This is a genomic window from Streptomyces sp. NBC_00385 (assembly GCF_035917155.1).
Classification (GTDB): Bacteria; Actinomycetota; Actinomycetes; order Streptomycetales; family Streptomycetaceae; genus Streptomyces; species Streptomyces poriferorum.
Window position 1 is genome coordinate 5,490,928 of the sequence record NZ_CP107951.1, and the last position, 12,473, is coordinate 5,503,400.

Sequence of the window (12,473 nt, forward strand, 5' to 3'; positions counted from 1 at the left end):
GCTCAGTCGGTGTCCTGCGCCGCCTGTTCGACGAGCGGGATGATGCGCAGGGGTACGGGGTTCTCCATGACGATGGCCGTGGAGGCCCGGACAATGCCATCAAATCCGACAACCCGGTCGATCACCCGCTGGAGATCGGCGTTGGAACGGGCCACGAGCCGGCAGAACATGTCACCGTGCCCGGTGGTGGTGTGCAGCTCCAGAACCTCCGGTACTCCGCCCAAGTGAGCCCGGACGTCGGCGCCTTGGCCCTGCTTGATCTCCAGCGTCGCGAACGCCGTCACCGGATAGCCGAGCGCCGCCGGGTCGACGTCCGGGCCGAAGCCGCGGATGACGCCATTCGACTGAAGGCGGTCCAGCCGCGCCTGCACCGTGCCGCGCGCCACGCCGAGCCGGCGCGACGCCTCCAGGACGCCTATCCGGGGTTCGCGGGCCAGCAGCACGATCAGCCGCCCGTCCAGATGATCGATTGCCACAGCCGGCCTCCGAGGGGTCCTGTGATGGTCATCATGTACAGATCGCCCGCCCATCATGGCCAGGTGGTGGACAGATTGCCCAGCGAATTCACGAACTGTTGCGCACCTTGCGAAGCGGCGAGAACCTTCGGACATGACTGAGACGATGCACAGCACCCCGGACACTGCCCGGCAGGCCGATCCCTTCCCGGTCAAGGGAATGGACGCGGTCGTCTTCGCCGTCGGCAACGCCAAGCAGGCCGCGCACTACTACTCGACGGCTTTCGGCATGAAGCTGGTCGCCTACTCCGGACCGGAGAACGGCAGCCGCGAGACCGCCAGTTACGTCCTGACCAACGGCTCCGCCCGCTTCGTCTTCACCTCCGTCATCAAGGCGTCCACGGACCACGGCCGCTTCCTCGCCGACCACGTGGCCGAGCACGGCGACGGCGTCGTCGACCTGGCCATCGAGGTCCCCGACGCCCGCGCCGCGTACGCCTACGCGGTCGAGCACGGCGCCCTCGGCCTCACCGAGCCGCACGAGGTGAAGGACGAGCACGGCACGGTCGTCCTGGCCGCCATCGCCACGTACGGCAAGACCCGCCACACCCTCGTCGAGCGCACCGGCTACGAAGGCCCCTACCTCCCGGGCTTCGCCGCCGCCGACCCGATCGTCGAGCCCCCGGCCAAGCGCTTCTTCCAGGCCGTCGACCACTGCGTCGGAAACGTCGAGCTCGGCCGGATGAACGAGTGGGTCGGCTTCTACAACCAGGTTATGGGCTTCACCAACATGAAGGAGTTCGTGGGCGACGACATCGCCACCGAGTACTCCGCGCTCATGTCCAAGGTCGTCGCCGACGGCACGCTCAAGGTCAAGTTCCCGATCAACGAGCCGGCCGTCGCCAAGAAGAAGTCCCAGATCGACGAGTACCTGGAGTTCTACGGCGGCGCCGGCGTCCAGCACATCGCGCTCGCCACGAACGACATCGTCGCCTCCGTGAAGGCGATGCGCGCGGCCGGCGTCCAGTTCCTCGACACCCCGGACTCGTACTACGACACCCTCGGCGAGTGGGCGGGCGAGACCCGGGTGCCCGTGGAGACCCTGCGCGAGCTGAAGATCCTCGTCGACCGCGACGAGGACGGCTATCTGCTGCAGATCTTCACCAAGCCGGTCCAGGACCGGCCGACCGTCTTCTTCGAGATGATCGAGCGCCACGGCTCGATGGGCTTCGGCAAGGGCAACTTCAAGGCCCTGTTCGAGGCGATCGAGCGCGAGCAGGAGAAGCGCGGCAACCTCTGAGCCACGGGGGACACGGGACGGGGGCGGGCCGGATCACCGGCCCGCCCCCGTCCCGCTCTGCCGGTACGGGGCGTCAGCGGGCCGCAGGCGACTGCGGGGCCGACGGCTTCGCCGGGGTGCGCGCACCGCCGCCCCCGGCCTTGGGCGTGCTCGGCGCGGCCTTCTTCCCGGGCGGGCCGGCCGCCGGAGCCGGAGCCTCATCCGGACCCTGCGCGGCCTCCCCGGCCGGTGCCTCGGGCGCCGCCGGAGCGGGCTCCGGATCCGTGGCCGGTGACGGCTCGGGCGCCGGCTCGGGCGCCGGCGGCGCGGCCGGCTGCATGTCCTGCGGACCGCCCGCCGGAGGCAGCCCCAGCGTGTCCAGCGCCTCCTGCGCCCGGGGCGCGTCCAGCGGCGAGAACTGCGGGTTGGTGCGCAGCGCCTCCTCCAGATGGCGGCGGGCCGGACCGAAGTCCCGCAACGCCCGCTGGACCATGCCCAGGTGGTACGCGTACGACGCGTTCTGACCGCCCGAGTCGACCGCCTGCTCCGCGTACTCCAGCGCCGCGTCCGGATCGCCCGAGCGGTGCAGCGCCCAGCCCAGCGCATCGGCTACCGCCGCGCTGTGGTGGCCGCGGTCCCACTCCGCCCGCAGCAGCTCCACCGCCGCGGCCGCGTCCCCGTGGGCGGCCTCGAAGCGGCCCAGGAGCAGCGACTCGTCCACGCCCCGCGCCGTGCCGCGGGCCAGGGCCGCGCGCAGCTTCGTGTACTGGTCGGCCGAGTCGCCGTCCAGGCCGAGCGACTCGTACAGCTCGCCCAGCTCCAGCAGATAGGCCGGCCGCGGCGACTTCTTCAGCGCGGCCTGGTAGTCGCGCTGCGCCTCGTCCGTGCGGCCCAGGGCCGCCAGCGCACGGGCCCGGCCGGCGAGGGACGCGTGATGGGCGGGATCGGTGCGCAGCGCGGCCCCGTACTGGGCCACCGCCTCCTCCGGCTCACCCCGTTCCCACGCCAGCTCGCCCAGCCGGGCCAGACAGGCCGCCTTCTCCGCCGGTGTCCTCGCCCGGTTCGCGGCGTCCTGCGCGGTGGCCAGCGCGTCCTCGCGCCAGCCCCGGTCCCGGTACATCTCCGCCGTCAGACCCAGCGACGGGACACCGGACCGCAGCGCCGCGTACTTCTCCACCGCCTTCGTCGCCGACGTGTAGTCGCCGAGGCCGTTGTACGCGTCGATCAGCTCCGGGTACACGGCCCACTGCTTGGGCTGCCGTGCCCGTACGGTCTCGCCCCACTTCTTCGCCGTCACGTAGTCGTGCCGGGCGTTGGCGAGCGAGGCGAGACCGACCCAGGCAGCCTCGTTGCCGCGCTCACCCGGCTGCACGTTCAGCGACCGTTTCAGCGCCTGCTCGGCCCGGGTGTAGTACGCCGCGTCCGAGGCCCGCCGCCCCCGGTCCACGTACGCCGACCCGAGCACCGACCACGACCGCGCGTCCGAGGGATGCGTGCCGACCCACTTCTGCCGGTCCACGATGAGCGCCGTCAGATCGGAGAGCGAGGCCGGGGAGCCCGCGGCCGTCGCGCTCATCGCCCGCGAGACCGGGCCCGGCAGCGGCGGCGCCGCGTCCTGGTCGTCATCGGGCACCGCTACCACCGCACCCGTCACCAGTACCGCCCCCGCCACCGCACCGAACGCGGCCCTGCGCAGCGTCGTGCGCAACGAGGCGGGCGGCGGCTCGGCCAGGGACGCGGGGTCCGGCGGGGACGCGTAGGGCGCGATGGGGGGAGTCCCAAGGTCATGGTCCGGCCCGGGGGCCGTCGGGGTCTGCCGTGACGTGTCGTCCATGCCGATCACTCTGCGTCAGTACGAAGATCACACCATGCCTTGCGAACGCTGCCGCCGACGGGTTCACACCAATGGGCCCGGGTGTCAGTCTTGGATCATGGACGATCTTCTCGAACTACTGCGCGCGGGCCTTCCGGCCGAGGCCCTGATCACCGACCCGGACATCACCGCCTCCTACGCCAACGACATGGCGAGCTTCTGCGAGGCGGGCACACCGGCCGTCGTCACGCTCCCCCGTACCGTCGAGCAGGTCCAGCACATCATGCGCACCGCCACCGCGCTGCGCGTCCCGGTCGTCCCCCAGGGGGCCCGCACGGGCCTGTCCGGCGCGGCCAACGCCTCGGACGGCTGCATCGTGCTCTCCCTGGTGAAGATGGACCGGATCCTGGAGATCAGCCCCGTCGACCGCATCGCGGTGGTGGAGCCGGGCGTCATCAACGCCGTCCTGTCCCGCGCGGTCAACGAGCACGGGCTGTACTACCCGCCGGACCCCTCCAGCTGGGAGATGTGCACCATCGGCGGCAACATCGGCACCGCCTCCGGCGGCCTGTGCTGCGTGAAGTACGGGGTCACCGCCGAATACGTCCTGGGCCTCGACGTCGTCCTCGCCGACGGACGCCTGCTCACCACCGGCCGACGCACCGCCAAGGGCGTCGCCGGATACGACCTCACCCGGCTCTTCGTCGGCTCCGAAGGCAGCCTCGGCATCGTTGTCAAGGCCGTGCTCGCGCTCAAACCGCAACCGCCCCAGCAGCTCGTCCTGGCCGCCGAGTTCCCCAGTGCGGCGAGCGCCTGCGACGCCATCTGCCGCATCATGGAACGCGGTCACACACCGTCACTCCTCGAACTGATGGACCGTACAACAGTCCGGGCGGTCAACAAGATGGCGAACATGGGCCTCCCCGACTCCACCGAGGCCCTCCTGCTCGCCGCCTTCGACACCCCGGACCCCTCCGCCGACCTCGCCGCCGTCGCCGCGCTGTGCACCGCCGCCGGAGCCACCGAAGTCGTCCCGGCCGAGGACGCCGCCGAGTCCGAAATGCTGCTCCAGGCCCGGCGCATGTCGCTCACCGCGCTGGAGACCGTCAAGTCGGCGACCATGATCGACGACGTGTGCGTACCGCGCTCCCAGCTCGGCGCCATGCTCGAAGGCACCGCGGCCGTCGCCGAGAAGTACGACCTCACCATCGGCGTCTGCGCGCACGCGGGCGACGGCAACACCCACCCCGTCGTCTGCTTCGACCACACCGACGCCGACGAGTCCCGGCGGGCCCGCGAGTCCTTCGACGAGATCATGGCGCTCGGCCTCGCCCTCGGCGGCACGATCACCGGCGAACACGGCGTGGGCGTACTCAAGAAGGAGTGGCTCGCCCGGGAACTCGGCGAGGTGAGCGTGGAACTGCACCGGGGCATCAAGCAGGCTTTCGACCCGCTGGGCCTCCTCAACCCGGGCAAGGTCTTCTGACGCCCCCGGGCAGACCACCGCCCTCTCAACTCTCCCCGTCCTGCGACTCGTCCGACGGCCACGGGTCACTCATCCACAGGTCGTCGGCCGGCAGCGGCGCGAGCAGCTCGGCCAGCGCCTCGTCGATGCCGAGCCGCTCGGACTCCGTACCCGGCGCGACGGCGTGCAGCGTCCGCTCCACCCAGGTGGCCACCGCGGCCGACGGCACCTCCAGCAGCGCGTTGCCGTCCGGCGAGGTCAGCGCCACACAGATGACGCTGCGCCCGTCGACCTTGGTGGGCCAGATCCGCACGTCCCCGTGCCCGCACGGCCGGAACACCCCCTCGACCAGCAGATCGCGGGCGAACGTCCAGTGCACGGGGGCGTCGGAGCCGACGTGGAAGGTGATGTGCACGGCGTAGGGGTCCTCGGTGAGATACGTCAGCCGGGCGGGCACGGGGATGCTGCGCTCGGGCGACAGGACGAGCTTGAGCTCCAGCTCTCGTTCCACGGTGGTGTTCATGAGGTGCGTCCTTTCGATGCCTGTGGGCCGGTCGCACGACCGCCCGCACAGGGAGAGAGCGCCCTCCCCGCCATTCATTACGCGACTTCGGGAAAAATATTTCGGAGAGACCGGAAAGTGGTCCAAACACCGGGACCGGCCCGGTGACAGGCGGCTGTCTGATAGATGTGGACCCTTGTATGAGGACCGGTCGTTCCCCCATCGCCGGCCGGTCCCAGGCCTCGAAGAGATACGGGACCACGGTGATGAGCGCCCCAACCCCGGCACCCGGTGACGACCGACCCCGCGAGGGGTACTACCCCGACCCGTCCATTCCCGGATACGTCCGGTACTGGAACGGCGCTTCCTGGGTGCCCGGCACCAGCCGGCCCGCCCCCCAGCAGGGCGAACCCATGCCCGCCGCACCCGCCGGGGAGGAGGGCGCACCGCACACCCCCGCCCCCGGACCCGCCGCGGTGGACGAGACCGGCCCGGTCTTCTTCGACGAGGAGTCGTACGAGGGGAACCGCCCCGAACCCGCCACCGCCTGGCAGGCCGACGCCTCCCGGCAGACCGGCTTCGGCGGCGAGCGCGACCGGCGGGTCTCCTGGGGCGGACAGCCCGAGCCGCAGGGCGGCAGGGCCGAAGCCGGTCCGCGGACGCCCGCGGCCGGTTCCCCGGAGACCGCTCCGGCGGACCGGGCCCCCGCCGACCCCCGCAGCCCCGCACCCGCGGACCCCACCGGCGGCGCGCTGCCGGGCATGCGGGACGGCGGCGGCCGGACCCCCGAGCACACCGTCGCCATCCGGATCGGCCGCCCGGGCCGGCCCGGCGCCACGAGCGGCGACACGCCGGAAGCGCCCTCCGACGGCACCGTCACGATGCGCGCCCTGGGATCCGGCGGCAGGCCGCCCGCCCCGCGCGACGCACAGCAGCCGCCCGCCGACGGCACGATGACGATCCGTGCGGTCACCCCCGGCACCGCACCCTCCGCCCCGCAGTCCGCCGTCCAGCCCTCCACACCCGCCGTACAGCCCCCCGCGCCCGCCCCGCGGCCCGCCGAGCCCGCCCCGGCCCCCGCGGAGCTCAACAGCCCACTCACGCCCGGCCCCGGGGGAGGCTCCGCCTCCTGGGCGCAGCAGGTCCACCAACTGGCCCGGCCCGAACCCGCCCCCCGGCCGCAGCCGCAGGCGCCCGCACCGCAGCAACGGGCCGCGTTCCCGCAGCAGTCCCCGCAGGCACCGCAGCCCGACCAGCCCGTCGTGCCGTGGAAGCCCCCGGTTGACGACCACTTCCAGCAGCTCGCCGCGGCCCGGACGGCGGCCCGCCCGGCGGCGCTCGGCAAGCGGTTCGCCGCCCGGCTCATCGACACGGTGGTCCTCGGCGCCCTCGTCGGCGCCGTCGCCGTACCGCTCGTGTCCCGGGCCGCGGACCACGTCAACGAGAAGATCGACGCGGCCAGGCTGTCGGGCGAGACGGTCACCGTCTGGCTGGTGGACTCCACCACGGCCTCCCTGGCCGGCGCGGTCCTCGGCGCCTTCCTGGTGCTGGGCATCCTCCTGGAGGCGCTGCCGACCGCGAAGTGGGGCCGTACGCTCGGCAAGAAGCTCTGCGGTCTCGACGTGCGCGACATCGAGTCCCACGACGCCCCCGGCTTCGGCGCCGCCCTGCGCCGCTGGCTGGTCTACGGGGTGCTGGGTCTCCTGGTGATCGGCGTGGCCAACGTGCTCTGGTGCCTGATCGACCGGCCGTGGCGCCAGTGCTGGCACGACAAGGCGGCCCGCACCTTCGTCGCGGGCTGAGAAGCGGGCCCGCGTCCCCGGGGCGGGAGCGACCCGCACGGCTGACGGCCCTTCGGGTGAGGGGCCGTCGGACGGATTGCGTTCCCCCGAACGCACCTGAGCCGTTGCGGGCGCCCGTGGGGCGGGGTGCACTGCCCGCATGAGCAACGATCAGCCGACGTCCGGTCAGCCGCCCGAGGACGACCCGTTCTCCAAGAAGCCGCCCGGGTCCCAGCCGCCGCCGTCCTCGGGCTCGCCCTACGGCAGCGCGCCGCCGCCCCCGCCCCCGCCCCCACACGGTCCGGGTCCTTACGGCGGCGGTCAGTACGGCGGAGCGGATCCGCTGGCGGGCATGCCGCCCCTCGCCGAACCCGGCAAGCGCATCCTTGCCCGGCTGATCGACTTCCTGATCATCTCGATCCCGCTCTACCTGATCTCGCTGCCCTGGGGCGGCGCGGTCGAGATGTCGGACAACGGCAACGACGACGACGTCAGCGATGTCTTCGCCCAGACCTACAGCGGCCATCAGCTGCTCTGGTCGCTGATCGCCCTGGTGGTCTACGTCGCGTACGACACGTACTTCACGCACAAGGACGGCCGCACCCTGGGCAAGCGGCTGCTGAAGCTGCGGGTCGCGATGCTCAACGACGGCAGGGTGCCGGACACCGGCAGCGCGTTCCTGCGGGCCGTGGTGCTGTGGCTGCCGGCGCTGCTGTGCTGCCCGTGCCTGTGGTGGCTGATCAACATCGTGCTGATGTTCACGGACAAGCCGTACAAGCAGGGGCTCCAGGACAAGGCGGCCAAGACCGTGGTGGTGGTCACCAACTGACGGACGGCCGGGAGGGCGTCGGCACCCTCCCGGCGGTGACGGTCAGCGCCTCAGCGAGTGCTCGCCCACCCGCTCCGATGCGGCGCGTGCGGCCGGGATCCTGCTCTGTACGGGGTCGGGGGTGCGGCCCTCGGGTTCGGCAGCGGCGGGGACGGTGCCACGGTGTACGGACACCGTGGCACCCGTCCTCGCCGCTTTCGCTGTGTTCCTGCGCGCCGGAAGCGGAACGGTGACGGCCACCAGCAGACCGAGCGCGAGCGCGGCCGTGCCGATGACGGCGATGCCGATGCCCGATTCGGTCCGGGACAGCAGCAGCATGGCGAGGGTGGAGAAGACGACGGTCACCGAACCGTAGGAGAGCTGTGCAGCAGTGGGACGCGGCATGGCGGTATCCGTCCTCGGGACGTCGGATGGGCAGTCTCTCGACACGGTTTCGCTGTCAAGTGACTCTACGACGGTGAATGCCCGAGCGGAACGGGTAGTAAGCGTCACCTAACCCACGGTACCGGTGCACGGGGGGCGCATGGAGTCATGCCGCACGCCCCTGGGGGGCTTTCGCGCGCCGGTCCGGCGCGGAGCGATCGTCCGGATAGCGGAAATGGACTCCTGCATAGTGCACTTGGCCTGTTCAAGTCAAGGTCTGTCTTTTCTTCCGTAACTCCGGTCGAATGTCGTCACTTGTGACGCGTTTCCGCGCGCGGCCCCTTCACACCTCCAAGGCCGCTGCCGCGGGCGTCGGGGAGGACTGCATCACGTGATCATTAAAAGACGGGCGCTTCGCACCGGGGCGGTTGTCGTGGCCATGGCCGCAACCGCCGCCACCGCATCCGCCTTCGCCACCGCTCAGGCAGATGACCAGGCGTCAAGTAGCGCCACGGCCGTAGACCGCCGGGACCCGGGGTCGGCCAAGGGCAACGCGCACGACCTGGAAGGCCCGTTCAGCAAGCAGCAGGACGCCCAGCGTCAGGCCGCTCTCGAACAGGTCATATCCGGCGACAAGAAGGTGTCGGAGCGCAGCGGTTCGAAGGTCGTCAAGCTCGACGACAACAAGTACGTCGAGCTCGGCCGCGAGAAGACCGACAAGATCTTCACCGTTCTGGTGGAGTTCGGCGACCAGGTCGACAACACGACCATGTTCGACCCGGACGGTGCCGGCCCCAAGCCCGCCGTCCCGAAGTACGGCGGCACGCCCGGCCCGGCGCACAACAAGATAGCCAAGCCGGACCCCAAGAAGGACAACAGCACCGCCTGGCAGGCCGATTACAACCAGGCCCACTTCCAGGACCTGTACTTCGGTGAGGGTGCCGGGAAGAACTCGCTCAAGACGTACTACGAGAAGACGTCCTCCGGACGCTACTCGGTCGAGGGCGAGGTCTCCGACTGGGTCAAGGTCCCGTACAACGAGGCACGCTACGGCTCGAACTACTGCGGTTCGACCAACTGCGCCAACGCCTGGGACATGATCAAGGACGGCGTCAACGCCTGGGCCGCCGACCAGAAGGTCAAGGGCCGTACGCCCGAGCAGATCAAGGCGGATCTCGCCCAGTACGACCAGTGGGACCGTTACGACTTCGACGGTGACGGCAACTTCAACGAGCCCGACGGCTACATCGATCACTTCCAGATCGTGCACGCCGGCGAGGACGAGTCCGCGGGCGGCGGCGTCGAGGGCACCAACGCCATCTGGGCGCACCGCTGGTACGCCTACGGCACCAACGCCGGCGCGACCGGCCCGGCCGAGAACAAGGCCGGCGGCACCCAGATCGGTGACACCGGCATCTGGGTCGGCGACTACACCGCACAGCCCGAGAACGGCGGCCTGGGCGTCTTCGCCCACGAGTACGGCCACGACCTCGGTCTGCCGGACCTGTACGACACGACCAACACCGCCGAGAACTCGGTCGGTTTCTGGTCGCTGATGTCGGCCGGTTCCTGGCTCGGCACCGGCAAGAACAGCATCGGTGACCTGCCCGGCGACATGACCGCCTGGGACAAGCTCCAGCTCGGCTGGCTGGACTACGACGTGGCCAAGGCCGCGACGAAGTCCACCCACAAGCTGGGTGTGTCCGAGTACAACACCAGCAACAAGCAGGCACTCGTCGTCGAGCTGCCCGACAAGGCCGTCACCACCGCTGTCACGACGCCCGCCGAGGGCGCCAAGCAGTGGTGGAGCGACATGGGTGACAACCTCAACAACACCCTGTCCCGTCCGGTCGACCTGACCGGCAAGTCCAAGGCGTCCCTGGACCTTTCGGGCTGGTGGGACATCGAGGCCGACTACGACTACCTCTACACCGAGGTGTCGGAGAACGGTGGCACCAGCTGGACCGCGATCGACGGCACCGCCGACGGCAAGGCCATCCCGCGCGACGCCAGTGACAAGCCGGCGCTGACCGACGTCTCCGGTGCGTACAAGAAGCTCTCGTACTCGCTGGACGCCTACGCGGGCAAGAAGATCGACATCCGCTTCCGCTACACCACCGACGGTGGCGCGGGCGGCGTCGGTTTCGCGGCCGACACCATCGCGGTCAACGCCGACGGCGCCGCGCTCTTCACGGACAACGCCGAGGGCGACGACAACGGCTGGACCGTCAAGGGCTTCTCGCGGGTGGGCTCGTCCTTCACCAAGGACTACCCGCAGCGCTACATCGCGGAGAACCGCCAGTACGTCTCGTACGACCAGACCCTCAAGGTCGGCCCGTACAACTTCGGGTTCGCCAACACCCGTCCGGACTGGGTCGAGCACTACCCGTACCAGAACGGCCTGCTCATCTGGCTGTGGGACGGCTCGCAGAAGGACAACAACGTCTCGACCCACCCGGGTCAGGGCCTGATCCTGCCGATCGACGCGCACGCCAAGCCGCTGAAGTGGTCGGACGGCACGGTCATCCGCAACAAGATCCAGCCCTTCGACGCTCCGTTCAGCTGGTACCCCACCGACGGCTTCACGCTGCACAACGGTGACGTGGCCACGAAGATCAAGCCGCAGCTCGGCGTTCCGGTCTTCGACGACCACAAGGGCACCTACTGGTACAAGGAGAACAAGACCGGAAGCGTGCAGGTAACTGACACCAACACCCGGATCTCGATCGTCAGCGAGCCGCTCAGCGGCTCGACGGTCACCGTCAAGGTGGGTCCCTCGCACAAGTAATTCGGTAAAACTGCAGGTCAAAGCATGATCGGCCGTCGCCCTCTAGCGGGCGACGGCCGATCGTGTTTAGGTGCCTCTTGTTCAGTTTCTTATTGACACACGACGTCTCACGGGGGAGCGCGGAGCATGGCAGGCGGAGGATTCAGCAAATTGCCGAACGGCAGTGTGGTCGTCGCGATCACGCTGCCGAGCCCGGCGGAGGGCGTGGGACCGGACACTCCGGTACGCGTCCTGGTACACGCGGCGAACCGGGCCCGGGCCCTGACCCGGCTGCGCAATCTGGGCCTGCGCGCGGTCTACCTCCGCGGCAACGCGGAGCCGCCCACGCCGGACGAGATCACCGCCGTCCTGCACCACCCCGACGGCCTCCTGTGGCGCGCGAGACCCGAGCGGGCCCAGGAGCTCTGGCACCCGATACGCGCCCTCCTGAGGCCCGCCCTGCCGGCCCGGCAGAACTGAGCCCGCTGAGCCCTCAGCCGACCGTCGGCTTGCCGGAGAGCACCACACCGGCGTCCCGCAGCTCGGCCAGCGCCCGGTCCGTCGTCGCCTCGGCCACGCCCGCGGTCAGCTCCAGCAGCACGTGCGTGGCGAAGCCCTCGCGGACGGCGTCGAGCGCGGTGGCCCGGACGCAGTGGTCGGTCGCGATACCGACCACGTCGACCTCGGTGACCCCGCGCTCCCGCAGCCACGCGGCCAGCCCCGTCCCGTTCTCGTCCTGACCCTCGAAGCCGCTGTACGCGGCGGCGTACGCACCCTTGTCGAAGACGGTGTCGATCGCCCCGGAGGCGACCGCGGGGGCGAAATTGGGGTGGAAGCCCACCCCTTCCGTACCGGCGACGCAGTGCGCGGGCCAGGAGTGCTCGAAGTCGGGCGCGGAGGAGAAGTGGTCACCCGGGTCGACGTGGTGGTCACGGGTGGCCACCACGTGCCGGTATCCCGGCTGGGCCTCACCGATCAGATCGGTGATGGCGGCGGCGACATCGGCGCCCCCGGCGACCGCGAGGCTCCCGCCTTCGCAGAAGTCGTTCTGGACGTCCACGACGATCAAGGCGCGGTGCATGACGGGTGTCCTTCGGTGGGGGAGGAGGGAGGGGGCGGCTACGGGGGTGGTGCCGAGCCTAGGGAATCAGGCTTGCGTTAGGGAGGGGGCGCTCGCGCAAATCAAGCCCGTCCGGGCAAAATGAAGCCCGTCGAGGGG

11 protein-coding genes are annotated in these 12,473 nt (G+C 70.7%); 6 read left to right on the forward strand and 5 right to left on the reverse strand.

Annotation, left to right across the window (positions count from 1 at the left end; all coding sequences use genetic code 11):
• Window positions 1–2 precede the first annotated feature (2 nt).
• Window positions 3–476, reverse strand: a complete 474-nt coding sequence (locus tag OG959_RS24495; protein ID WP_026241547.1) for an Lrp/AsnC family transcriptional regulator — start codon at window positions 474–476, stop codon at window positions 3–5.
• A gap of 133 nt (window positions 477–609) precedes the next feature.
• Here OG959_RS24495 and hppD point away from each other — a divergent pair, with 133 nt between their 5' ends.
• A complete protein-coding gene (gene hppD, locus OG959_RS24500; RefSeq protein WP_326661732.1) occupies window positions 610–1,755 on the forward strand; it encodes a 4-hydroxyphenylpyruvate dioxygenase in 1,146 nt (381 codons plus the stop codon).
• 73 nt (window positions 1,756–1,828) lie between these two features.
• Here hppD and OG959_RS24505 read toward each other — a convergent pair whose 3' ends face one another.
• Window positions 1,829–3,568 (reverse strand): tetratricopeptide repeat protein, encoded by a 1,740-nt coding sequence (locus tag OG959_RS24505; RefSeq protein WP_326661734.1) that lies wholly within the window; start codon window positions 3,566–3,568, stop codon window positions 1,829–1,831.
• Between the two features lie 97 nt (window positions 3,569–3,665).
• On the opposite strand from OG959_RS24505, the gene OG959_RS24510 reads away from it, so the two are divergent.
• Window positions 3,666–5,033 (forward strand): FAD-binding oxidoreductase, encoded by a 1,368-nt coding sequence (locus OG959_RS24510; protein ID WP_326661736.1) that lies wholly within the window; start codon window positions 3,666–3,668, stop codon window positions 5,031–5,033.
• 25 nt (window positions 5,034–5,058) lie between these two features.
• Here OG959_RS24510 and OG959_RS24515 read toward each other — a convergent pair whose 3' ends face one another.
• Window positions 5,059–5,535: an SsgA family sporulation/cell division regulator gene (locus tag OG959_RS24515; RefSeq protein WP_326661738.1), complete on the reverse strand. Its 477-nt coding sequence runs from the start codon at window positions 5,533–5,535 to the stop codon at window positions 5,059–5,061.
• 245 nt (window positions 5,536–5,780) lie between these two features.
• Here OG959_RS24515 and OG959_RS24520 point away from each other — a divergent pair, with 245 nt between their 5' ends.
• A complete protein-coding gene (locus tag OG959_RS24520) occupies window positions 5,781–7,316 on the forward strand; it encodes an RDD family protein (protein WP_326661739.1) in 1,536 nt (511 codons plus the stop codon).
• Window positions 7,317–7,455: 139 nt separating this feature from the next.
• Complete coding sequence (locus OG959_RS24525; RefSeq protein ID WP_326661742.1) at window positions 7,456–8,124, forward strand: RDD family protein; 669 nt, start codon at window positions 7,456–7,458, stop codon at window positions 8,122–8,124.
• Window positions 8,125–8,166: 42 nt separating this feature from the next.
• Here OG959_RS24525 and OG959_RS24530 read toward each other — a convergent pair whose 3' ends face one another.
• Window positions 8,167–8,508, reverse strand: coding sequence for a hypothetical protein (locus OG959_RS24530; protein ID WP_326661744.1), 342 nt, complete (start codon window positions 8,506–8,508; stop codon window positions 8,167–8,169).
• A 370-nt stretch (window positions 8,509–8,878) separates the two neighbouring features.
• On the opposite strand from OG959_RS24530, the gene OG959_RS24535 reads away from it, so the two are divergent.
• On the forward strand, window positions 8,879–11,275 hold the full coding sequence (locus tag OG959_RS24535; RefSeq protein ID WP_326661746.1) for an immune inhibitor A domain-containing protein: 2,397 nt from the start codon (window positions 8,879–8,881) through the stop codon (window positions 11,273–11,275).
• Between the two features lie 126 nt (window positions 11,276–11,401).
• Entirely contained in the window at window positions 11,402–11,734 is a 333-nt protein-coding gene (locus tag OG959_RS24540; RefSeq protein ID WP_326661748.1) for a hypothetical protein, read from the forward strand.
• A 13-nt stretch (window positions 11,735–11,747) separates the two neighbouring features.
• Here the strand turns inward: OG959_RS24540 and OG959_RS24545 are convergent, their stop codons facing one another.
• Entirely contained in the window at window positions 11,748–12,335 is a 588-nt protein-coding gene (locus tag OG959_RS24545; protein WP_326661750.1) for an isochorismatase family protein, read from the reverse strand.
• Window positions 12,336–12,473: the final 138 nt, after the last annotated feature.